A 21,161-nucleotide genomic window follows, 5' to 3' on the forward strand; every position below is an offset into this window, starting at 1 on the left:
TTGCCCGAGGGGCCGTCGACCACCCGCTCGGTCGATGTCGACGCCGAGCGGGTTTCCCGCTGGTTGGAGAACTTCGCCCAGCGCAATGGCGCTCCGATCGCGCTGACCGCCACCGCCACGGGCGCCCGTGCGGTCGCCGACAACGGAACCATCGCGGACCTCGTGCTGCCGTTCGCCGGTAGCTGGACCCCGCCGGAGGGTCCGCCGGGTCCGCGCACCGGTCCGGCCCGGATTCTGCTGACCAAGGCGCTCGGCCGGCACGCCCTGGAACCGCGCACCGTGGGCGTGCTGCTGGTCCGCCTCGGCGGCCAGGCCGCCGGGGTGTTCGTCGGCGCCGAATTGGAGACCTCCAAGGTCGACCACCGACTGGTGCAGGGCCGCACCGCCGCGGGCGGGCGCTCGCAGCAACGTTTCGCCCGGCGCCGGGCGAATCAGGCCGACGCCGCCCGCGCGGACGCCGCCGACCTCGCGGTGCGCGTACTGCTGGCGAACGTCGAGCGACTGGACGCGCTGGTACTCGGTGGTGAACGCACGTCGGTGGAGAAGGTACTGGCCGACCCGCGGCTGGCGCCACTGCGTTCGGTGGCCACCGAACCGCGGTTCCTCACCGTGCCGGATCCCCGGCTGGCCGTGTTGCACTCCACTCCATTGATGTTCCGGTCAGTCCGGATCCACCTCATTGACCCGGACTGACCGAACGTCAGGTTCCTTGCTCAGCTGAGTTCCCACGTCACGTTGGTGGTCAACGTGACGTCCTGGCTGCCCGGCGAGACCGGCACCGCGCTGCCCATGCTGGTCCGGGCCATGGGGTACACGACGCCGCCACCATCAGTGCTCGAGTTCTCCGTGATCACGCTGACCTTGCCGAGGCTGCGCCCGGCCAGGCTCGCGTACTGCTCGGCCTTGGACTTCGCATCGGCGAAAGCCGCCTCGCGGGCCTGCTCGAGCAACTTGCTCTGGTCGTCGACGGCGAAGGAGACCCCGTTGATCCGCGTCGCGTCGCCGCCGGCCGCGGCCGCGTCGGAGATCGTGGCGCCCGCGTCGGAAAGGTCGCGGATGCTCACCGCCAGCGTCTCGTACACGTCGTACCCGTTCGGGCCGTTCTCCTCGACCGGACCGACGTAGCCGGGCGAGGACACCGGTTTGTCCGCCGGCATCGGCGCCACCGCGACACCGGGAGAGGCGACTGCGTCATCGGGGGCCACCGCCGGCGACGCGGTGTTCATCGCCGTCGGTGCGTCGGCCGAGGGGGCGGGCTCGGCGGGCGACGCGGACATCGGGGTCGCCACCGCCTGGATCGGCCCGTAGTGCTGGTTGATCGACAACTGCGACGTCTGGATGTCCGCGTCCTTCACGCCGTGCTTGCCCAGCACCTCGGAGATCCGCGCGATGTCCGCGTTGGCGTCGTTCAGGGCGGCGTTGAGGTCGCGGCTCGTGCGCTGCACGCCGAGGTCCACGTGCATGACGTCCGGGGTGGCGCTGACCCGGCCCGTCCCGGACACGCTCACGGTGTTGGCGGTCTGCTGCATCTGGTCCGCGCTGGCGGTGCCGGTGCCGGACAGCATCGAAGCGGCGATCGCGGCGACCAGCAGGGTCACGGAGGCGGCGGTCCACCGGGCGCGACGGGTGAACGGAATTCGGCTCATGCGGCAAGGACGCAGGACCGGGTCAAAACGTTCGCCGAGTTCGGATCAGGAACGCGACAGCGTCTCGTAGGGCACCACCGTGCCCTTGTCGATCACCAACACCCGGTCGCAGTCGTTCTCCCGCAACTGCTGGAACTGTTCGGTGATCAGCACCGAGACCCGGCGATCCAGACAGATCCGCTGCAACGCGTGATAGACCCGGTCCACCATCACCGGGGCCAGACCCTGCGACGGCTCCTCGACCAGGATCAGGTCCGGGCGGGGCATCAACGCCCGCCCGATGGCCACCATCTGCTGCTCACCACCGGACAGCGTGCCCGCGAGCTGATCCTCGCGCTCGCCGAGCACCGGGAAGTACTCGTAGACCTCCGCGCACCGTTCGGCCAGCCGGCTGGTCGGCACGTGCGAGGCGCCCGCGTGCAGGTTCTCCTTCACGCTGAGCGTGGGGAACACCCGTCGACCCTCGGGGGAGAAACTGATACCGGCCTTGGTGCGCTTGTGCGCGGGCCACTTGTTGATCCTCACCTCGTCCAGTCGCAGCTCGCCGCCGAGCACCTGCACCGTGCCCATGATCGCCTTGAGCAGGGTGGACTTTCCCGCACCGTTCCCGCCGCAGAGGATCACGATCTCCGCAGGCCAGATCTCGAAGTTGACGTCGAACAGCACCGCCACGCCGTCGTAGCCGGCGCGCAGGTCGTGCACGGCGAGTTTGGGGATCTCCACCCTGCGACGCCGCTCAGACACCGGCCCTGGTCCCTCGCTCGTCGGCCATCCGCTTCCGCCACGGGATCGGGGAACTGCTGGCGCCGGCCCCGAGGTAGTGCGTTTGCACGTCGGCGTTCGCGGCCACCGCAAGCGGTTCGCCGTGCGCCAGCGTTTGGCCCTCAGCCAGCACATACACCGCGTCGCAGCCCTCCAGCACGGCCTTCACGTAGTGCTCGACGAGCAACACCGTCAAGCCCAGGTCGGCCTGCAGTTGGCGCACCAGACCGATCAGTGCGCCGGAGGAGGCCGGATCCAGGCCCGAGGTCGGCTCGTCCAGCAGCAGGATCTGCGGCCCGGACATCAGCGCCCGACCCAGTTCGGTACGCCGCCGGGCGGAGAACTCCAACTCGCCGACCCGCTCGTCCCAGTACCGGTCGATGTTCAGCAGCTGCGCGATTGCCCAGGCGGCCTGCTCGGCCTCGCGGACTCCCCGCCACACTCGTGGGTCGCCGAGCACGAACTGCCCGAGATTGCCGGAGATGCGCAGCCCGGCACCGGCCAACAGGTTGTCGCACACGCCGAGTTCGGCGATGGTCCGTTGGCTCTGGAAGGTGCGCGTCATGCCCAGCGCGGCACGGTGCCAGGGGCGTCGTCCGGTGACGTCCTCGCCGAATACCCGCACCGTGCCGCGGTCCGGGCGTTGCAAGCCGGAGATCACGTCGAACAGCGTGGTCTTGCCCGCGCCGTTGGGGCCGATGAGCCCGGTGAACGAACCGGTCGGTACCTCGATCTGTGCTCCCTGCAGAGCCCTGACCCCGCCGAAGAAGACCCAGACGTCCTCCGCGGACAGCGCGATCGGCTCGACACGGCGGGTGGGGAACCATTCCTCGAGGGTGTCCAGCGCCTGCCCGCGCACGGCCGGGCTCACGCCACCGAACTCGGCAAGGTCTCCGATGCCGTCACCGCGGCTGAGCACCGAGGCCGAGGTCGTCAGCGTCGCGGGCCGGGCAGCGCGCCGGGTGGCCGCGGGGCCGAACCGCAGGCGCCGGTAGACGTCCTGCAAGCGCCCGCCCACACCGCGGGCGCCGCACAGCACGCCCGCCAACAGCGAGACGCCCGCCAGCCCCTGGTAGTCCACGTGCAGCCGCTCCAGTAGGAACGGCACGCCCTGGAACAACAGCGCGACGCCGACCACCGCGGTCATTGAGTCGAACCCGCCGAGGATCGCGACCGAGAGCCACAGCAGGGATTTGGTGGCCTCGTAGTTGACCGTGGTGGGGGCGCTGACGAACAGCATCGCGGCGAGGATCCCGGACAGCCCGGACAGCGCGCCGCAGACGCCGAAGCCCAACGCCTTGGCCCGCCACGGCGAGATACCCACCGCGGCCGCAGCCTGCTGGTCGGCGCCGGACAGCAACATCGCCCGGCCGTAGGGGGAGTAGCGCAGCCGTTGCAGGAACGCCAACACCAGTGCGAGCACGACCAGCAGGAACAGATAGAACTGCCGGTCGTGGCCCTCCATGTGGTGCCCGAAAAACACCGGTCGCGGATTGTCCAACGCGGTGTCACCACCGGTCAGGTGGTACTGGGTGAACATGATCCGCTCGACCATGATCTGCACGCCGAGGGTGAACACCATGACGTAGACGCCGGAGAACCGCACGCTCAACACCGAGACGGCGAGCATGATCCCGGCGCCGATGGCGATCGAGGTGAGCACCGCCAACCACAGCGGTTTGCCCCAGCCGGGGTTGTCCCGATAAACGTACGAGGACAGGTACAGCGAGGTGGCATAGACCCCCGCCGAGGCCAGGTTCACCTCCCGGCACCATCCGGTCATCACCATGATGCCCAGCACCACCACCGCGACGACCATGCCGGCGGAGATGGTGAACACCCAGTAGTCGCGCACCAGCCAGATCCAGGTCAGTGCGACGACCGCGAGCAGGATGTTCAGTGGCCGGCGCAGCAGGGACAGCAGCGGACGGGCCTTGCTCTGAGGCACCGTCACAGAACCTCGACCTCCAGCCGATGCCCGGTGCGGCGCAGCTTGGCCACCAGCAGCGCGGTGATCACCATCACCACGAAGATGGCGCTTTCCTTGGTGCCCGGCCCGATGTCGCCCAGTGCCGAGGTGGTGCAGAACGTCTCGGTGAGGCTGAGCACGCACGCCCCTACCAGGGCGAGTATGGGACTGCGGAAGCCACCGACGACGGCCACCGTCAGGGCGCGGAAGAAGACGAGCAAGATCGAGGAGATGTCGGTACCGGCGATGGGTGCCAGCAGCGCTCCGGCCAGGCAGGACATGGCGCCGGCCGCCGCGTAGGCACCGACCCCGATGCGGAACAGCCGGATGCCCGACCAGCGCGCGGCCTCCACGTCGTCGGAGATGGCGCGCACGTTGATCCCGGCCCGGGTGCCGTTGAGCCACAGCGCCAGCAGGATCACCAGGGCCACCGTGATGCCCAGGCTCACGATGCGGTGGATGGTCACGTTGTAGGACCAGATGCGCACCGCGGAGTTGCCGAACGGGCTGGGGCTGATCGCTACATCCGGGCGCACCGGGGCCAGTCGGGTGGCGCACGCGACCAGGAGCAGCATCACGGCCAACGAGATGATCGACAGCGTGATGCGCGGCAGGAACGCAATTCGCCGGTTCATCACCAGCAGTCCGTAGAGGCCGCCGACGGCGGCGCCGACGCAGGTCAGCATGATCAGACAGGCGATGCCGTTCCAGTGGTGTTCGGCGGTGTAGTGGTAGTAGCCGTAGGCGCCGATGACCGCGATGCCGTAGTGGACGAAGCCGATGGTGCGACTGATCTTGAAGGTCAGCACCACGGCCACCGCCAGCACGCTGTAGATGCCCGCGTTCGCGATGCCCACGATGAAGCTCGGTCCGAACAGCGACGGCTCCGGATGGAAACCGAGCATGTGGCGACCTCACCGATCTCGTTCGGGCCCAGGGTAGAGGCAGCCTGCGCGCCTGACATCTACCGGATCGTCGTTTTTGTCCGGCCCTATGTGGGCTCGTAAGCTGCGGGTGTGGGTCGTGCATGATCACCGTTTCCGACGTCGAACTCCGGGTGGGCGCACGGCTGTTGTTGGGAGCCTGTTCGTTCCGCGTCGGCAAGGGCGATCGCATCGGTCTGGTCGGCCGCAACGGGGCGGGCAAGACCACGCTGACCCGGGTGCTGGCCGGGGAGGGGCTCCCGGCCGGCGGTCGGGTGACCCGCAGTGGCGAGGTCGGCTACCTGCCGCAGGACCCGCGAACCTCCGACCCGGAGCTCAGTGCTTCCGACCGGATTCTTTCGGTGCGGGGGCTGGACGAGATCGTCCGTCAGATGCGCGAGGCCGAGGGCCGCATGGCCAGCGCGGACCCGGCGACGCACGACGCTGCGATGCGTCGCTACGCCCGCCTGGACGCCGAGTTTCTGTCCCGTGGCGGCTATGCGGCCGAGTCGGAAGCGGCCTCGATCTCGGCCAGCCTCGGGCTGGCAGAACGGGTGTTGAATCAGTCGCTGGGCACGCTGTCCGGTGGGCAGCGCCGCCGGGTGGAATTGGCGCGGATACTGTTCAGCGGCGCGGAAACGCTCCTGCTCGACGAGCCCACCAACCACCTCGACGCGGACTCCATCGTGTGGTTGCGCGAGTACCTGCGGTCCTTCGCGGGTGGGTTCGTGGTGATCAGTCACGACGTGTCACTCGTCGAGCACTGCGTGAACAAGGTGTTCCATCTGGACGCCAATCGGTCCGAGCTCGACGTCTACAACGTCGGGTGGAAGGCGTACCTGCAACAGCGCGAGGCTGACGAGCGTCGCCGCAAGCGGGAACGGGCGAACGCGGAGAAGAAGGCGGCGGCATTGACCGCGCAGGCCAACTCCATGCGCGCCAAGGCGACCAAGGCGGTGGCCGCACAGAACATGCTGCGGCGCGCGGAGAGCCTGGTGTCCGGGCTGGAAGGGCAGCGCCAGACGGACAAGGTCGCCAAACTGCGCTTCCCGGATCCCGCACCCTGCGGCAAGACCCCGCTGACGGCGACCGGATTGAGCAAGTCCTACGGCAGCCTCGAGGTGTTCACCGATGTGGACCTCGCGGTGGACCGCGGCTCCCGGGTGGTCATCCTCGGCCTCAACGGCGCCGGCAAGACCACGCTGCTGCGCATCCTGTCCGGCATCGAGGCGCCGGACACCGGCGAGGTGGTGGCGGGCCACGGCCTGCGGATGGGTTACTACGCGCAGGAGCACGAGACGCTGGACCGCGAGCGCACGGTGCTGGAGAACATGGCCACGGCCGCGCCCGACATGCCCGAGGTGGAGCAGCGCAAGATCCTCGGCTCGTTCCTGTTCACCGGCGACGACGCCGACAAACCGGTCTCCGTGTTGTCCGGCGGGGAGAAGACGCGACTGGCGTTGGCCACCCTGGTGGTCAGCAGCGCCAACGTGTTGCTGCTCGACGAGCCCACCAACAACCTGGACCCGGCCAGCCGCGCGGAGATCCTCGCTGCGTTGCGCCGGTACGCGGGCGCGGTGGTGCTGGTGACCCACGACGAGGGCGCGGTGGACGCGCTGGCACCGGAGCGGCTGATCCTGCTGCCCGACGGCGTTGAGGACCTGTGGGGCGAGGAGTACGCGGACCTGGTGGCACTGGCCTGACGGCGCGAACCATGACATCCGTGATCAAGGTCCGTGCGAGCTGTCACGAGTTTTTCCAACCGCCTGCGGGCGGGTGGTTTCTGTACTGATCATGAAGGCCTCGGGGGAACGGCGATGTCTGCATGACGAGATGCCGCACGACGGTGTGGCTGTGATCTGGAGGAAGCACGTGGCCGAAACCCTTAGGAAGGGCAGCCGGGTCACCGGTTCTGCGCGGGAGCGTCTCGCTGCCGACCTGAAGAAGAAGTACGGGCAGGGCCGGAGCATCCGCGCCCTGGCCGACGAGACCGGACGTTCCTACGGGTTCGTCCACCGCATGCTGTCGGAGTCCGGGGTTACCCTCCGGGGCCGTGGCGGTGCGACCCGCGGCAAGATCAAGGTCTGATCGGACCCGCAAACTGACGGAACGGCCGGCGCTCTCGGGCGCCGGCCGTTCCTGCATTTAGGGTGCGCACATGGGTGCTGTCATCGAACAAGCCGGGGAAGTGCGCAACGACGTCCTGGCCGCCGGGCATGTGCGGTTGTTCGTCGAGGGTTCATTGGCCACCGTGGTGCTGGACCTGCCCGAGCGGCGCAATGCGATGACCCCGTCCCGGTGGGCGGCGTTGGCCGCCGTGCCTGACCTGCTGTCCGACGATGTCGTCGTGGTGCTGGTGCGCGGCGAGGGCGCCACCTTCTGCGCCGGCCTGGACCTGCGCATGGCGAGCACCGAGGGCGTGCCCGGCGAGCAGTCGATCGCCGACGTCGCCGCGCTGGGCGGCGCGGGCATCCGGGACTGGATCGAGGTGCAGTCGCGGGCGCACACCTGGCTGGGCGACCCGCGCTGGGTCAGCGTGGCCGCGATCCAGGGTGCCGCCGTCGGTGCGGGGTTCCAGCTCGCGTTGGCCGCCGACGTCCGGGTGATCGCCACCGACGCCCGCTTCTGCATGAAGGAGGCATCCCTCGGCCTGGTGCCCGACGTCACGGGCACCGCGACCCTGTACCGCGCCGTCGGCTACGGACGGGCCCTGGAGTTGTCCGCCTCGGCCCGCTGGGTGGATGCCGCCGAGGCGATGTCCATGGGCCTGGCAGTGCGCATGGTGGCCCCGGAGGAGCTGGCCACCGCCGCGGCCGAGGTGTGCGCAAGCTTCACGGCCAACCCGCCCGCTGCGGTGCGCGCGGTCAAGCAGCTGATGCTCGGCGCCGCCGGACGCAGCCAGGCCGAGCAGGCCGCGGCCGAGCGGTCCACCCAGGTTCCGTTGCTGCAGGCGATGGCGGCCCGCATTCGCTGACCGCCGCGGGAAGGCGAATTTCCCGACTTCATGGCCTCGGTGCCGTCCTGACCCGCATGGCGGCTCTACCCCAGCTCGTCGGATTTCGCACGGTCGGTTCGACCCATTAGGGAACCCGACCATCGGCCGAACGATTGATTTCGGGTTTGAGCCGGTCCGGGAGCGTCGCCGTTGCGTCTTAAATGCCACGACCGGCCGGGGAGGCCGGCGTGAGCCCTGGGGGACCGATGTCCGAGTACGACCGTGATCACGGATCGGACTTCAGAAGTGAGGACACCGAGACCCCCGATCCGTCCTGGAGCCGTTCCCGGCTGTCCGAGGAGACCGACGCCTCCCGTGAGCTGCGGGCCGCTCGGCTGGTGTTCTCCGGCGTGCGGGACGCCGAGCGCGTCGCCGCGGTGATCTACGGCTCGATCTTTCGCCGGATCAAGGTGCACGTGATCGGCCTGGAGAACGACCTGCACTGGGTCTCCGCGGTGGAGGCCATGTGGGGCGCCGGCCTGGTAGTGGTCCTCGAGGACATCTTGCCCACCGAGTTCGACAACGCCGCACACTCCGGGTTGCCCAGCGAGGTGGAGATCCGCTCGGTGAACCTGGTGGTGCTGGTCGGCCGGTACGAGAACGACCCCGACGCGCTTGCGCTGGCCACGCGCTGCGGCACCCCGGCCGTCCCGCTGCGGGCACTCGTCCAGTCCTGACAACCGGAATTCCCGGGTGGCTTTGAGAAACATTCGCCTCCATTCGCGCGATATCTCCCCGTGGAGGCCACGGATAGATACGGCGCGTGGGCGCCGGGCGATCGTCTTGCCTACCTCGCGGTGCCGAATCCGGCACGCGACCCGGAGGCGTACGCGACGCTCGAGGCGAGCCTGCTCGAGCTGGGGCTGATCCGTGTCCCGCTCGGCGCGGCGGTGGCCGCGGCCGCCCGCGCGCTGAGGGATCTCGGGATGACGCTGACCAACCCCTGGGTTCTCACCGCAGCCGTGCCGCAGGGCCGCGCCGGGCGCTCCTGCGACGCCGCGGCGTTGTCCGCAGCTGAGCATGTGGTGCTGCTCGACGGGTGGGCCGAGGTGCCGGGCGTGTGCGACGCGGCGGTGCTGCAGGTGGCCACTCGGGGTGTGGCGTGCAGCACCGCGGACGAGCTCACAGCCCGCGCAGCATCCCGCCGTCGACCGGCAGCATGATCCCGGTCAGGTAGGACGCCGCCGGGCTGAGCAGGAACGCGGCCACCCGGCCGAACTCCTCCGGTTCGCCGTAGCGACCCAGCGGAATCGATGCGTTGTTGCGTGCCCGCGAGGCCTCCGCATCGCCGGAGGAGGCGTCCAACTGCTTCATCCGGTCGGTGGCGATCCGGCCCGGCATCAGACCGTTGACCCGGATACCGGCCGGCCCCAGTTCGTCGGCCAGCGCCTTCGCGGCCATGGCCAGACCGGGCCGAAGCCCGTTGGACAGCGTCAGGTTCGGGATCGGTTGACGAACCGAGGTGGACAGCACGAACGCGATCGAGCCGCCGGCCTCCAGGCCGCGCGCCACCGCGCGGGCGATGCGCAGGGTGCCGAGGAACACCGTGTCGAACGCGGCCCGCCACTGCTCGTCGGTGGTGTCCAGCACCGTGCCCGGCGGCGGACCGCCGACGCTGAGCAGCGCGCCGTCCAGGCGCCCGAAACGGGCATGCGCCGCCGCGATCACCCGCTCGGCCGCGGCCGGGTCGCCGAGATCCTCGGCCAGCCCGATGGCCCGTTCGCCCAGACCGGCCGCCGCCGTACTGACCGGGTCCTCCTGTCGGGCCACCAGCACCACCCGGGCGCCCTCGCCGATCAAGGCCGTGGCCGCGGCCAGGCCGAGGCCCTTGCTCGCGCCGGTAACCAGGTAGACACGTCCATCCAGACCGAGATCCATGCCGCCATCTTTCTCCGAGGGGTGCACGCATCGCGCATAGGGTCGGTCGACGTGACCGTTTCGTCGACCGTGGCCTCACTCGCCCCATGGTTCGCCGCTGCCGAGCTCATTCATGATCTGCGCGAGTTCTGTCATACCCGGGGGGTCACTTTGGTCCCCGAGAAGGCCCCGAATCTGACGCCTCGCGTATGACAGTGCCCGCTGCGCTCATGAATGAGCGGGGCGCGGGGCGCCCTCAGGCCGGGGCGAGGTCGCCCGGCCGCGGCGCCGTGGGTCGCCGCCGCAGGTCGGCCGCCTCCCGGCGGACCAACAGCAGGAAGCCGATCGGCGCGATGCCCGCGAACACGAACCACTGCGAGGCGTAGGCGAGGTGCAGCATCTCGGTGTCCGAGCCCGGCAGCGACGCCGGGTCGGGGGAGGACAGACCGTCCACCACCGGGGCGGGTGGGTTCTGGGTGCGCAGTTGCACGTAGCCGCCGTACACCGGGTACGGCAACGTGGGGGAGATACGCGGCACGTCGATCTTGACCACCTGGCCGGCGGGCACGTCCGCGGCGTCGCGCGGCCCACGTCGGGTCTGCGTCTCGCTGGGCCGCAGCAGGCCGCCGACCTGCACCTGGCCGGTCGGGCTCGGCGGCAGCGACGGCGCGCCGCCCGCATCGGGCACGCCCACCCAGCCGCGGTCCACCAGGACGGCCGGCCCGGCCGCGGTGACCAACGGCGAGAGCACGTGAAAGCCCGGCGCACCCTGCCGGGAGTGGTTGCGCACCAACAGCGTGTGCTCGACGTCGTAGTGGCCGGTGGCGGTCACCGCACGCCACTGTTCGGCGCCGGGCACCGTGCCCCCGACGTTCATCAGGGTGGCCGCGTCCACCACGGGCGCGCGCGAGTTGGTGCGGATCTGGTCGTTGTGCCGTTGGGCGTGGTGCAAGCGGTGCAATTGCCAGAACGCCAGCTCGGTACACCCCGGTATGGCCAGGACTGCGACCACCAGCAGCGACAGCCAGCGCGCAGTGAACAGGAACCGGTACACGGCGGCCACGGTACGCGGCTCTTTTTTCAGGATTTTCTTGGAGTTGTGCTGCGAGGGCTGGCGTATCGCGGCCCTCTCGAATGCATGTCAGGATTGAACATCATGCCGCAGATGCGGCTCGAACTCGGAAATCCGGACGCCGTTTTCGCAGGTCAGCGTGCGGAACGACATTTCCGACAGGCCCTGCGCCACGTACCCTGGCCAGTGACGCACCGTCTATGTTCCCGGCGTGACGAGGAGGTGGTCCTTGGTGTTGCTCGACACCTTCGGGCGGCAAGCCACGGACCTGCGTGTTTCCCTGACCGACCGGTGCAATCTGCGGTGTTCGTACTGCATGCCGGCCGAGGGACTGGACTGGATGCCGAACGCCGATCTGCTCAGCGAGGACGAGCTGATCCGGCTGATCGGCATCGCCGTGGAGCGGCTGGGCGTCAACGAGGTTCGCTTCACCGGCGGCGAGCCGCTGATCCGCCGCGGGCTGCTGAACATCGTGAAGCGCGCCGCGGAACTCAACCCGCGCCCCCAGCTGTCGGTGACCACCAACGGCATCGGCCTGGACAAGCTGGCCGGGCCGCTCGCCGAGTGCGGCCTGGACCGGGTCAACGTCTCGCTGGACACCGTGGACCGGGAGGTGTTCAAGACCATCACCCGCCGCGACCGGTTCGACGACGTCGTGGCCGGCTTGGCCGCCGCGGATGCCGCCGGGCTGCGACCGGTGAAGGTGAACGCGGTGCTGCTGCGCGGCAGCAACGACAGCAACCCGGAAGACCTGCTGGCCTGGTGCCTGGAGCGCGGCTACCAGTTGCGGTTCATCGAGCAGATGCCGCTGGATGCTCAGCACGGCTGGAACCGCGACCAGATGATCACCGCCGACGAGATCCTGGAGAAGCTCTCGTCGAAGTTCGACCTCAGCCCGGAGCCCAGCTCGATCCGCGGATCCGCCCCCGCCGAGCGGTGGTACGTGGACGGCGGCCCGGACACGGTCGGCATCATCGCCAGCGTCACCCGGCCGTTCTGCGGGGACTGCGACCGGGTGCGACTGACCGCGGACGGTCAGGTGCGCAACTGCCTGTTCGCGCGCGAGGAGTCCGACCTGAAGATCGCCATGCGGGCCGGCGCCACGGACGCCGAACTCGCGGTGCGCTGGCAGGTCGCGATACGGGGCAAGAAGGCCGGGCACGGGATCGACGACCCGACGTTCCTGCAGCCCGACCGGCCCATGTCCGCCATTGGCGGCTGACCGCTGAACTACCGCCGCCACCGGCGGCCAATTGGTCTACCCGGCCACGCTCCGGTTCAAACCCGTTCGCAAAAAAAGCGATGCCGGGTGGCCACGGGGGAAGCCGCCCGGCATCGCATCTACCGGCCACGTAGCCGGACGACGCTGAGTATGGCACGCAGACGATGTTCAGGAACGCGACACTCGGAAAGTGTTTCGCGATGCTGGGCCGAGCGTGTCACCCGTTCAGTGGCCCATTTCGATCATGATCCAATGGCGGTAATTGGGTGCGTGAGGGCAGCACCACCGGCACCGGCGCGTCCGTCGAGGGGCCGCGACCGGCGTTGGCGATGACCACCGCGATGTAGGGCAGTACCAGCGCGCCCGTGAACAGCACCCAGCGCGCCGGCCCGTGGGTGACCACGGCGGCCACGAAGCACAAGGTGCGGATCCCCATCGAGATCCCGTAGCGGCGCTGCCGGCGTCGCACGTCCTCGGTTCGGCTCTCCCGCACGCCACTGACCCGGTACACCGGCTCGTGGCGTTTCCGGGTGCGCATCGGGCCTCGTTCACAAATCGCAGGGGGTCGCTACATCAGCCTATGCGTCGCACGGCACGATGGCGCCGGGCCGGCACTCCGGCCCGGGCCCGTCCGGCGCGACAGGAGCACCTTTCGATGACTGATCGCACGTACCGGGTGACCGAACTGGTCGGCACGTCTCAGGACGGCGTGGAGGCGGCCATCCGGGCCGCGATCAACCGCGCCGGCCAGACGCTGCGTCATGTCGACTGGTTCGAGGTCACCGAGATCCGTGGCTACATCCGGGACGGGGAGGTGGATTCCTACCAGGTCGGGGTCAAGCTCGGCTTCCGGCTCGAAGACCCGTGATCCGGCGCCCGCCGGGCGCCTCGCTACGTTGTGGTCGTCGCCGATAGCTCCGCTATCGGCCTCCTCCTCCGCCTTGCGATGCATCCCGGCGGATCACCGGATATGGGTCGTCCCACCGATGGGCAAATCGGGCATTCCGGGACAACACGCTCACTTCGGCCAACTCTTTCGGAGCAGGGGGATCCCCCTTTCGACGCTGCGCGTCCGAAGGTGAAGGACACCTTTGCCCGGAAGGAGCCGCGAAGTGCCGATGCCCACGGTGGGAACACCGATTCACATCGTGCCCTCGCTGCCCATCCGCAGCCGGGCTCAGCGGACCGCCTTGTACGTGGCCACCGGGGTCGTGGCGCTGCTCGCCTGGGTGGGCATTTTCGTGCTCATCCTGGGTCACCGCGGCGATGCCGCCGCTTCGCCGTGGCCGAACAAGCTGTCCGTGCCGCAGCAGACGGCGCTGTCCAGGCTGCCCACCGGCAAGCTGGACGCGGCCAAGCGCAGCGCGGCGCTGGCCACCTTCGACAAGGCGATCGGGGTCGATGTCTCCGCCGATGAGGGCGCGCAGGCGGCGACCACCGCCTGTGGGCTGCTCCAGGCCAAGCAGAGCCCGACGGAGCTGGTCGATGCCGCGGCCAGCGGCGGCGCGCTCAGCCCGCAGGCGGCCCGCGCCTACCTGCTCGGCGCGACCCGGCTCTACTGCCCCGGCAACGCCGCCGTCTTCGCCGACCCGAAGCCGAAGCACTGACGCCGGCCTTGATCACGGTTACTGTGCGGCGCTGACCGAGGACATGTTGAAGCCGTCCACCCGGACGGCGGGCATGGCGGCGCGGGTGAACCAGTCGCCCCATTCCCGGGGCAGGGTGGGCACTGTGTCGCCGACCTCGACGAGGCGGCGCAATAGGTCCACGGGGCTCTCGTTGAACCGGAAGTTGTTCACTGCGCCGGTGACCTCGCCGTTCTCCACCAGGTAGACCCCATCCCGGGTCAGGCCGGTGAGCAGCAGGGTCTGCGGGTCGACCTCGCGGATGTACCAGAGGCAGGTCAGCAGCAGGCCGCGCGAGGTGCGTGCGATCAGGTCCTGCAGGCTGCCAGTCGGGGCGGCGGAGGACATCACCAGGTTGTCCGCGGCCGGCGTCGCGCCGTTGGTGCCGCCGAACTCCCGGGCGGTCCACCGGGTGTGGATCAGATTGGTCAGCGCGCCGTTGGAGATCCAGTCCACGCCCGGTACGGCCAGGCCGTTGTCGAACACCGATGCGGTGCTGCCCGAGGCGGTGGTCAACGCGAACGGGCAGCACTGCAGGCCGGGCGCGGCCGGATCGCTGCGCAGGGTTACCGGCGCCGGGGTGAGCTGCTCACCGAGGCGGGTGCGTCCGGACGGCGCGGAGAACACGGTGCGGCCCTCGGCGGAATCCCGACCGGTGGCCGACCAGTAGGCGTTGATCATCAGGTCGGCCACCGCGGTGGGCGGCAGCACCGTCTCGTACCGGCCCGCGTCCAGCGCGATCTGGCGTTGCGCCCAGCGCAGCCGCTCGGTCAGCGAGGAGTCCAGCGTGGCCACGTCGATGTCGGTGAAGTCGCGGGTGGCCGCACCGGCCCAGGCCGAGCGGGCGTAGTCGGCGGACTTGCCGTTGATCTCCAACCGGCCGGTGGGCTGGGTGTGCCGCAGCCGCAACCCTGTCGAGGTGCCCAGGAAGACCGTGCTCACGTCGTGCTCGGCGAAGCCGAACAGCAACCGGTCGTCGCCGCGGGCGCGCCCGAACGCCTCCCCGAGGCCGGCGGCCAGGTCGGCGAACACCGCGATCGACGTTGATCCGGGGTTCGCGTCCCAGTCCTCCGACGGGCCCGCCTCGGTCTTCTCCACCAATGGCAGGGCATCCTCGGCCGGTTCGCCGCCGCGTGCCGCCGCCTCGGCGGCCCGCACCAGGTCGGCGAGTTGCGCACGGTCGGGGTTGCTGCGGGACAGCACCCCGGTGGCGGTGCCCTGCGCACCGTCCACACACGCGATCACCGCGACCTCGCGGGAGCGGGCCACGCCGTTGGTGGTCAACGTGTTCGACGCCCAACGCAGGTTCGCTGTCGACGACTCCTGCGCGATAACCATGGCGCCGTCCGCGGTGGTCAGCTCGAGTGCGGCCTCCACCAAGTCTTGAGGTCTCATCGGCCCCCCTCCTCGATGGTGTTGAGCACCCGCACCCCGCGGAACAGCGCCGACGGGCAGCCGTGGCTGACCGCGGCGACCTGGCCGGGTTGACCCTTGCCGCAGTTGAACGCTCCGCCCAACAGGTACGTCTGCGGGCCGCCCACCGCGCTCATCGAGCCCCAGAAGTCGGTGGTGGTCGCCTGGTAGGCCACGTCGCGCAGTTGGCCGGCGAGCTTGCCGTCGCGGATCGCGAAGAAGCGTTGGCCGGTGAACTGGAAGTTGTAGCGCTGCATGTCGATCGACCAGCTCTTGTTGCCGACGATGTAGATCCCCTTGTCCACCGAGGCGATCAACTCCGCGGTGGACGGGCCGTGCGCGGCCGGTTGCAGCGAGACGTTGGCCATCCGCTGGATCGGGGTGTGGCCGGGGGAGTCGGCGAACGCGCAGCCGTTGGACCGCGTCGCGCCGGTGTGCGCTGCGATGCGTCGGTCGAGTTGGTAGCCGACCAGGATGCCGCCGCGGACGATGTCCCAGGACTGCCCGGCCACGCCCTCGTCGTCGAAACCGATGGTGGCCAGCCCGTGCGGCACGGTGCGGTCGCCGGTGACGTTCATCAGCGCTGAGCCGTATTGCAGGGTGTTCAGCTTGTCCGGGGTGGCGAACGAGGTGCCCGCGTAGGCGGCCTCGTAGCCCAGCGCCCGGTCCAGTTCGGTGGCATGCCCGATGGACTCGTGGATGGTCAGCCACAGGTTGGTCGGGTCGATCACCAGGTCGTAGCGGCCGGCCTGCACCGACGGGGCGGCAAGTTTCTCCGCCAGCAGATCACCCAGTGCCGCGAGTTCCCCGTCCCAGTCCCAACCGGTGCCGGTGAGGTACTCCCAGCCGCGGCCGGCGGGCGGGGCCAGGGTGTCCATGGTCTCGAAGCGACCGGAGTCGGTGTCGATCGCGGTGGCGTCCAGGCTGGGCTGCACGCGGACCCGCTGCTGGGTGGTCACGGTGCCGGCCAGGTCGGCGTAGAACTTGTTCTCCAGCACCGCCAGCACGCTCGCGTCCACGTGGGACACCGCGGGGTGGGCCAGCACCCGGTGGCTCCAGTCGGCCAGCAGCGCAATCTTCTCCGACTCGCCGATGGTGAACGGGTCGATCTCATACGCCGACACCCAACTCTGCGTGCCGTGCGTGGGTTCGGCGGCGAGCTCAATCGGTTCGGTGTTGACCGGACGGCAGGTGCGGGCCACCTCGACGGCCTGACGGGCCAGCTGCACCGCGGCTTGCGGGGTCAGGTCGACGCCGGCCGCGAAGCCCCAGGTGCCGTCCACCACCACGCGCACCGCACAGCCGATGTCGGCACCCTCGCCGCTGGCCTCCAGTCGACCGTCGCGTAGCCGGATCGCCTGTTGGCGCAGGCGTTCCAGTCGGAAGTCGGCATGGGTGGCACCGAGGGTCTTGGCCTCGGCCAGCGCGGCCTCCGCGAGGGCTTCGCGGGGCAGCGCGAGGAAGTCGTCGCTGATCGTCCGGGTCACCCGCGGGAGCCTAGCCGGGCAAGAAAAAGCGCGGCCCCGGGGCTGAGAGACGTCCCGGTTCTCTCAGGCCGCGGGGCCGCGGGTGGTGCTCCGACGGATTGAGGCGAACCCGTCGGCGTGGCAACTCCGATTGTTGCGGGGTTATTCCCGGCGCGATCCGGAGTTCCCGGTCAGTGGTGACGAGTCAGGCCGAGCCGCCCTCATCGCTGCCCAATGAGACGTCCACTGTCTTTGTTTCGTTCCCGCGGATATAGGTGATCGTGGCCTTGTCACCCGGTTGGCGGGACCGCACGCCGGCCACCAGCGCGTCGGAGGTGTCGATCAGCCGGTCGTCCAGCTTGATGACCAGATCGCCCTTTTTCAGCCCGGCCGCGGCGGCCGGCCCGTTGGCGGTGACCTTCTGGATCAACGCGCCGCGTTGGGTCGGGTCGTCCGACGTGGACACCTGCACGCCGAGCAGGGCGTGGTAGACGGGCTCCTTCTTGGCCAACTTGTCGGCGATGATCCGGGCCTGGTCGATGGGGATCGCAAAGCCCAGGCCGATCGAGCCGGACTGACCGCCCAACGAGCTGCCCAACGAGGCGATCGCGGAGGTGATGCCGACCAGGTTGCCGTTCAGGTCGACCAGCGCGCCACCGGAGTTACCGGGGTTGATCGGCGCATCGGTCTGGATGCCGTCGATGACGCTCTGCGTGTCGTTGCCGCTGCTCGAGCCGTCATCCTGCGGCAGCAGCGGACGGTGCAGCGCGGAGATGATGCCCTGGGTGACCGTGCCGGACAGGCCGAGCGGCGAGCCGATGGCCACTACCGGCTGGCCCACGGCCAGATCCGCGGAGCGACCGAAGTTGATCGGGATCGCGTCGTCCACGCCCTCGGCCTGGACCACGGCCAGGTCGGTGGCCTTGTCGGCCTCGATCAGGTGCGCCCGCACGCTGCGGCCGTCGTTGAACGTCACGGACAGGTCGCCGTCGCCGGCCACGTGGTTGTTGGTCAGGATCAGGCCGTCCTTGCTGAGCACGATGCCGCTGCCGCTGCCCTCGACCGCGTTGTTGTTATTGCGCTGCGACCCGTTGCCCCCGCCGAGGCCGGGGAACAGATTGTCCAGCGGGGAGTTGCTGCCGTTGTTGGACAGGTTGCGCACGTCGATGGACACCACACTGGGCACCACCTTCTCCGCCACCTGCTGCACCGACCCGGCCGGTGCCGTGGACTTGCTGCTGGTCACCGGAATGTTCAGGGTGGACGACGCGGCCGTGTTGTCGTCGTCGGCGGCGTTGTAGCCGATCGCCCCACCGATGCCACCGCCGACCAGGCTGGCCAACAGCACGATCCCGGCCAGGTACAACGGGCCGCGGCTCCTCCGGGAGCGGGCGACGGGTACCGGTGCGGTCGGCCACACGTTGCCGCCGGCCGGCTGGACCGGGGGCGGCGGGTACTCCCCGGCCGGGGTCTGGCCGTAGCTGCCCACGTCGGCCGGGGGAAAGCCGGACCCCGGGGGACTCGCCGCGCTGCCGCCATAGCCGTAGCCGTAATCACCCGAGGAGTAGCCGGAGCCCGCACTCGGGTAGGTGTAATCGCTACTGCTCGGCGGGTAGCTGTACTCGCCGCTGCCGCTGCTCGGCGGGTAGCTGTACCCACCGCTCGGCTCGGTCGGCGGCTCGCCCGGGCCGCCGCCGGGCGCGGCGTTGCCGGATGTTCCGGGACCGACCGGCGGAGCGCCCCACGGGTCGTTCGGATCGACGGGGGGCTGCGGGCTGGTTTCGTCCATGGGTGCCATCGTGCCGGTTTTGTCTATGAGCTTGCTTAGCGGGTCGTGTGCGTCACCGAGGAGGAGTGCGGAAGCCGAATCCGCATCAGGGCGCCACCCTGGGTGGCCCGGTCCGCGGTCACCGTGCCCCCGTGCCGCTCCGTGGCCTGTCGCACGATCGCCAGGCCGAGCCCGGAGCCGGTCATCGTGCGGGCGTCCTCGGACCGGTAGAAGCGCTCGAAGACGAACGGCAGGTCCGCCTCGGCGATACCGGGTCCCTGGTCGGCCACGCTGACCACGCCGTCGGACAACCGCACGGTGACCGTGCCACCGGCCGGGCTCCACTTGCCCGCGTTGTCCAACAGGTTCAGCACGGCGCGTTCCAGTGCGCGGGCGTCGCCGAACACCGTCCACGGTCGGGTGCGCACATCGAAGGTGACCTCCGGGGCGCGCCGACGGGCGCGTTCCACGGCGGCGGCGACCACTTCTGCCATGTCCACCGGGCGGCCCTCGGCGCGCTCCGCGTCATCGCGGGCCAGCTCGACGAGGTCGGAGACCAGCCCGGTCAGTTCCTCCACCTGGGCACGCACGTCGTCGAGCAGCTCGGCCTTGTCCTGGGCCGACAGCCCGGCCTGGTTCTGCGCCTGGGCCAGCAGGTCCAGATTCGTGCGCAGGCTGGTCAACGGGGTGCGCAGCTCGTGCCCGGCGTCAGCGACCAGTCGGCGTTGGCGATCCCGCGAGCGTTCCACGGCCAGCAGCATCGCGTTGAAGCTGGCGCCCAGGCGGGCCAACTCGTCATCCCCGCGCACCTTGATCGGGCGCAGCTCCCCGGTTCGGGCGACGTGCTCGGCGGCCTGGGTGAGCCGGGTGACCGGGCGCAGCCCCTGCCGGGCCACCACCACGCCGGCGTAGGTGGCCAGCGCCACCCCGGCCAGACCGATCACCAGCAGCGCGGTGCCCAACTCGCGCAGTGAACGGTCGACCTCCCCGGTGGTCTGGGCGAGCACGAAGGCGGTCCGGGCGCCCTCCTCCTGGGTCTTCGGGATCGCGTAGACCCGGTAGGTGTGGCCCTTGTAATCGGTGGTGCGGATCGAGGAGCGGTAGGTGCCGTTGGCGACCTTGATCTCCTGATCGCCGATCGGGGGAGCGTCCTCCGGGCTGGCGTAGAACGGGGTGCCGTCCGGATAGACGATCGCCAGGCGAGTATCGGCCGCCGCGAAGATCCCGGACGGGAAGTGCACGTACCCGGTGAAATCGGTGGCCGGGGTCAGCTCCAGTGCCTGGGCGCGACCCATCAAGCTGCGATCGAACGAGGCGTAGAGCTGGGCCCGGATGGTGAAGAACGCGGCCAGCGACGTTACTGCCACGGTGATGCCGACCACGATGGCGACCAGCGCGGCGACCCGGACCTGCAGCGACAGATTGTTGAACCGGGTGGCCAGCAGGTGGAAGAACGTGGTGCGACGGCGGACCTTGACGGGGACGGGGGCCGGCACCGGCGCCGGGCTCGGGATGAGCGCCGCGATGTCGCGCAGGTCAGCCGGTGCGTCATCGCCGACCAGGGCGTCCCAGATCGCGCGTTCGGGTAGCTGCGGTTCGGTCGGCGGACGTGGTTGGACCTTGATCCGCGGCACCGCGACCGGGCGGCGCAACCAGTCCGGGGGCGTGCGGACGCCACCCTCGGGAGTGGTTCCGATGGTGGTCTCGGACGCCGGCCCCACCGTGTCACGGGGCGTGCCGGGGTCCGGCGGTGTCACGGAGGCGTCTCGCGGAGCACGTAGCCCACGCCCCGCACGGTGTGCACCAGGCGCGCACCGCCCTCGGCCTCGGTCTTACGGCGCAGGTATCCGACGTAGACCTCGAGGGAGTTGGCGGTGGTCGGGAAGTCGAAGCCCCAGACCTCCTCGAGGATGCGCTCCCGGCTGAGCACCTGGCGCGGGTGGCGAAGGAACAGTTCGAGCAGCGCGAATTCGGTGCGGGTCAGCCTGAGGTCGTGCTGTCCGCGGCTCACCTCACGGGTGGAGGTGTGCATGGACAGGTCGGCGAAGGTGAGCAGGCCGGCGGTGTCTTCGTCGTTGTCGTTGGCCGAGCGGCGCAGCAGCGCGCGCAGCCGGGCCAGCAGTTCCTCCAGCGCGAACGGCTTGGGCAGGTAGTCATCGGCGCCCGCATCCAGCCCGGCCACCCGATCGGCCACCGCGTCGCGCGCGGTCAGCACCAGGATCGGCACATCGTCGCCGGTGGCGCGCAGCGCGCGGCAGGTCTCCAGCCCGCCCATCCGCGGCATCATCACGTCCAGGATCAAAGCGTCCGGACGGCTGGCGGTGATCTGTCCGAGCGCGGCGGCCCCGTCGGCCGCGAGGTCCACCTCGTAGCCGTTGAAGGTCAGCGAGCGTCGCAGCGACTCACGCACCGCCCGGTCGTCGTCGACCACCAGAATCCGCAT

21 protein-coding genes are annotated in these 21,161 nt (G+C 70.0%); 9 read left to right on the forward strand and 12 right to left on the reverse strand.

Features of this window, described 5'->3' with window-relative positions; all coding sequences use genetic code 11:
- Complete coding sequence (locus VGJ14_15860; protein HEY2833905.1) at window positions 1-693, forward strand: acVLRF1 family peptidyl-tRNA hydrolase; 693 nt, start codon at window positions 1-3, stop codon at window positions 691-693.
- Between the two features lie 20 nt (window positions 694-713).
- On the opposite strand, the gene VGJ14_15865 is transcribed toward VGJ14_15860, so the two are convergent.
- The 4 genes from VGJ14_15865 to VGJ14_15880 are packed head-to-tail and all read right to left on the reverse strand — an operon-like array spanning window position 714 to window position 5,282.
- The gene (locus VGJ14_15865) at window positions 714-1,646 is read right to left on the reverse strand and encodes an SIMPL domain-containing protein (GenBank protein ID HEY2833906.1); all 933 of its coding nucleotides are present in this window, start codon (window positions 1,644-1,646) and stop codon (window positions 714-716) included.
- 45 nt (window positions 1,647-1,691) lie between these two features.
- Entirely contained in the window at window positions 1,692-2,390 is a 699-nt protein-coding gene (locus tag VGJ14_15870) for an ABC transporter ATP-binding protein (protein HEY2833907.1), read from the reverse strand.
- Window positions 2,383-4,356: an ATP-binding cassette domain-containing protein gene (locus VGJ14_15875; protein ID HEY2833908.1), complete on the reverse strand. Its 1,974-nt coding sequence runs from the start codon at window positions 4,354-4,356 to the stop codon at window positions 2,383-2,385. Before VGJ14_15875 ends, VGJ14_15870 begins: the two co-directional genes overlap by 8 nt.
- A 2-nt stretch (window positions 4,357-4,358) precedes the next feature.
- A complete protein-coding gene (locus VGJ14_15880) occupies window positions 4,359-5,282 on the reverse strand; it encodes a branched-chain amino acid ABC transporter permease (protein HEY2833909.1) in 924 nt (307 codons plus the stop codon).
- Between the two features lie 122 nt (window positions 5,283-5,404).
- Here VGJ14_15880 and VGJ14_15885 point away from each other — a divergent pair, with 122 nt between their 5' ends.
- From VGJ14_15885 to VGJ14_15905, 5 genes are all read left to right on the forward strand, one after another.
- Complete coding sequence (locus tag VGJ14_15885) at window positions 5,405-7,003, forward strand: ABC-F family ATP-binding cassette domain-containing protein (protein HEY2833910.1); 1,599 nt, start codon at window positions 5,405-5,407, stop codon at window positions 7,001-7,003.
- 169 nt (window positions 7,004-7,172) lie between these two features.
- Entirely contained in the window at window positions 7,173-7,388 is a 216-nt protein-coding gene (locus tag VGJ14_15890) for a helix-turn-helix domain-containing protein (GenBank protein HEY2833911.1), read from the forward strand.
- A 70-nt stretch (window positions 7,389-7,458) separates the two neighbouring features.
- Window positions 7,459-8,274, forward strand: coding sequence for an enoyl-CoA hydratase/isomerase family protein (locus VGJ14_15895; GenBank protein HEY2833912.1), 816 nt, complete (start codon window positions 7,459-7,461; stop codon window positions 8,272-8,274).
- Window positions 8,275-8,483: 209 nt separating this feature from the next.
- Window positions 8,484-8,972, forward strand: a complete 489-nt coding sequence (locus VGJ14_15900) for a hypothetical protein (GenBank protein ID HEY2833913.1) — start codon at window positions 8,484-8,486, stop codon at window positions 8,970-8,972.
- A 120-nt stretch (window positions 8,973-9,092) separates the two neighbouring features.
- The gene (locus tag VGJ14_15905) at window positions 9,093-9,458 is read left to right on the forward strand and encodes a hypothetical protein (GenBank protein ID HEY2833914.1); all 366 of its coding nucleotides are present in this window, start codon (window positions 9,093-9,095) and stop codon (window positions 9,456-9,458) included.
- Here the strand turns inward: VGJ14_15905 and VGJ14_15910 are convergent.
- Both VGJ14_15910 and VGJ14_15915 read right to left on the reverse strand, forming a co-directional pair.
- Window positions 9,418-10,173: an SDR family oxidoreductase gene (locus VGJ14_15910; GenBank protein ID HEY2833915.1), complete on the reverse strand. Its 756-nt coding sequence runs from the start codon at window positions 10,171-10,173 to the stop codon at window positions 9,418-9,420. The two genes, VGJ14_15905 and VGJ14_15910, sit on opposite strands and share 41 nt — an antisense overlap.
- A gap of 235 nt (window positions 10,174-10,408) precedes the next feature.
- Window positions 10,409-11,206: an SURF1 family protein gene (locus VGJ14_15915; GenBank protein ID HEY2833916.1), complete on the reverse strand. Its 798-nt coding sequence runs from the start codon at window positions 11,204-11,206 to the stop codon at window positions 10,409-10,411.
- A 229-nt stretch (window positions 11,207-11,435) separates the two neighbouring features.
- On the opposite strand from VGJ14_15915, the gene moaA reads away from it, so the two are divergent.
- Entirely contained in the window at window positions 11,436-12,446 is a 1,011-nt protein-coding gene (gene moaA / locus VGJ14_15920) for a GTP 3',8-cyclase MoaA (protein HEY2833917.1), read from the forward strand.
- A gap of 217 nt (window positions 12,447-12,663) precedes the next feature.
- Here moaA and VGJ14_15925 read toward each other — a convergent pair whose 3' ends face one another.
- Window positions 12,664-12,984 (reverse strand): DUF3099 domain-containing protein, encoded by a 321-nt coding sequence (locus VGJ14_15925; GenBank protein HEY2833918.1) that lies wholly within the window; start codon window positions 12,982-12,984, stop codon window positions 12,664-12,666.
- Between the two features lie 117 nt (window positions 12,985-13,101).
- Here VGJ14_15925 and VGJ14_15930 point away from each other — a divergent pair, with 117 nt between their 5' ends.
- Both VGJ14_15930 and VGJ14_15935 read left to right on the forward strand, forming a co-directional pair.
- Window positions 13,102-13,314, forward strand: coding sequence for a dodecin (locus VGJ14_15930; GenBank protein HEY2833919.1), 213 nt, complete (start codon window positions 13,102-13,104; stop codon window positions 13,312-13,314).
- 250 nt (window positions 13,315-13,564) lie between these two features.
- Complete coding sequence (locus tag VGJ14_15935) at window positions 13,565-14,053, forward strand: DUF732 domain-containing protein (protein ID HEY2833920.1); 489 nt, start codon at window positions 13,565-13,567, stop codon at window positions 14,051-14,053.
- A gap of 18 nt (window positions 14,054-14,071) precedes the next feature.
- On the opposite strand, the gene VGJ14_15940 is transcribed toward VGJ14_15935, so the two are convergent.
- The 5 genes from VGJ14_15940 to VGJ14_15960 all read right to left on the reverse strand — a co-directional run bounded on the left by VGJ14_15940 (window position 14,072) and on the right by VGJ14_15960 (window position 21,161).
- Window positions 14,072-15,466 (reverse strand): TldD/PmbA family protein, encoded by a 1,395-nt coding sequence (locus tag VGJ14_15940; protein HEY2833921.1) that lies wholly within the window; start codon window positions 15,464-15,466, stop codon window positions 14,072-14,074.
- Window positions 15,463-16,971 carry a TldD/PmbA family protein gene (locus VGJ14_15945; protein HEY2833922.1) on the reverse strand — a complete coding sequence of 503 codons (1,509 nt, stop codon included), beginning with the start codon at window positions 16,969-16,971 and terminating at the stop codon, window positions 15,463-15,465. Before VGJ14_15945 ends, VGJ14_15940 begins: the two co-directional genes overlap by 4 nt.
- A 184-nt stretch (window positions 16,972-17,155) precedes the next feature.
- Window positions 17,156-18,739 carry a trypsin-like peptidase domain-containing protein gene (locus VGJ14_15950; GenBank protein HEY2833923.1) on the reverse strand — a complete coding sequence of 528 codons (1,584 nt, stop codon included), beginning with the start codon at window positions 18,737-18,739 and terminating at the stop codon, window positions 17,156-17,158.
- 35 nt (window positions 18,740-18,774) lie between these two features.
- Window positions 18,775-20,439, reverse strand: coding sequence for a HAMP domain-containing sensor histidine kinase (locus VGJ14_15955; protein ID HEY2833924.1), 1,665 nt, complete (start codon window positions 20,437-20,439; stop codon window positions 18,775-18,777).
- Window positions 20,440-20,471: 32 nt separating this feature from the next.
- The gene (locus tag VGJ14_15960; protein HEY2833925.1) at window positions 20,472-21,161 is read right to left on the reverse strand and encodes a response regulator transcription factor; all 690 of its coding nucleotides are present in this window, start codon (window positions 21,159-21,161) and stop codon (window positions 20,472-20,474) included.

The sequence above is a fragment of the Sporichthyaceae bacterium genome (assembly GCA_036493475.1).
Lineage (GTDB): Bacteria > Actinomycetota > Actinomycetes > Sporichthyales > Sporichthyaceae > DASQPJ01.

Coding starts and splice junctions, on each gene's coding strand:
- VGJ14_15895 (HEY2833912.1), top strand. CDS start 7,459: ATGGGTGCTGTCATCGAACAAGCCGGGGAAGTGCGCAACGACGTCCTG.
- VGJ14_15865 (HEY2833906.1), bottom strand. CDS start 1,646: ATGAGCCGAATTCCGTTCACCCGTCGCGCCCGGTGGACCGCCGCCTCC.
- VGJ14_15940 (HEY2833921.1), bottom strand. CDS start 15,466: ATGAGACCTCAAGACTTGGTGGAGGCCGCACTCGAGCTGACCACCGCG.
- VGJ14_15885 (HEY2833910.1), top strand. CDS start 5,405: ATGATCACCGTTTCCGACGTCGAACTCCGGGTGGGCGCACGGCTGTTG.
- VGJ14_15960 (HEY2833925.1), bottom strand. CDS start 21,161: ATGCGGATTCTGGTGGTCGACGACGACCGGGCGGTGCGTGAGTCGCTG.
- VGJ14_15930 (HEY2833919.1), top strand. CDS start 13,102: ATGACTGATCGCACGTACCGGGTGACCGAACTGGTCGGCACGTCTCAG.
- VGJ14_15935 (HEY2833920.1), top strand. CDS start 13,565: ATGCCCACGGTGGGAACACCGATTCACATCGTGCCCTCGCTGCCCATC.
- VGJ14_15925 (HEY2833918.1), bottom strand. CDS start 12,984: ATGCGCACCCGGAAACGCCACGAGCCGGTGTACCGGGTCAGTGGCGTG.
- VGJ14_15950 (HEY2833923.1), bottom strand. CDS start 18,739: ATGGACGAAACCAGCCCGCAGCCCCCCGTCGATCCGAACGACCCGTGG.
- VGJ14_15910 (HEY2833915.1), bottom strand. CDS start 10,173: ATGGATCTCGGTCTGGATGGACGTGTCTACCTGGTTACCGGCGCGAGC.
- VGJ14_15880 (HEY2833909.1), bottom strand. CDS start 5,282: ATGCTCGGTTTCCATCCGGAGCCGTCGCTGTTCGGACCGAGCTTCATC.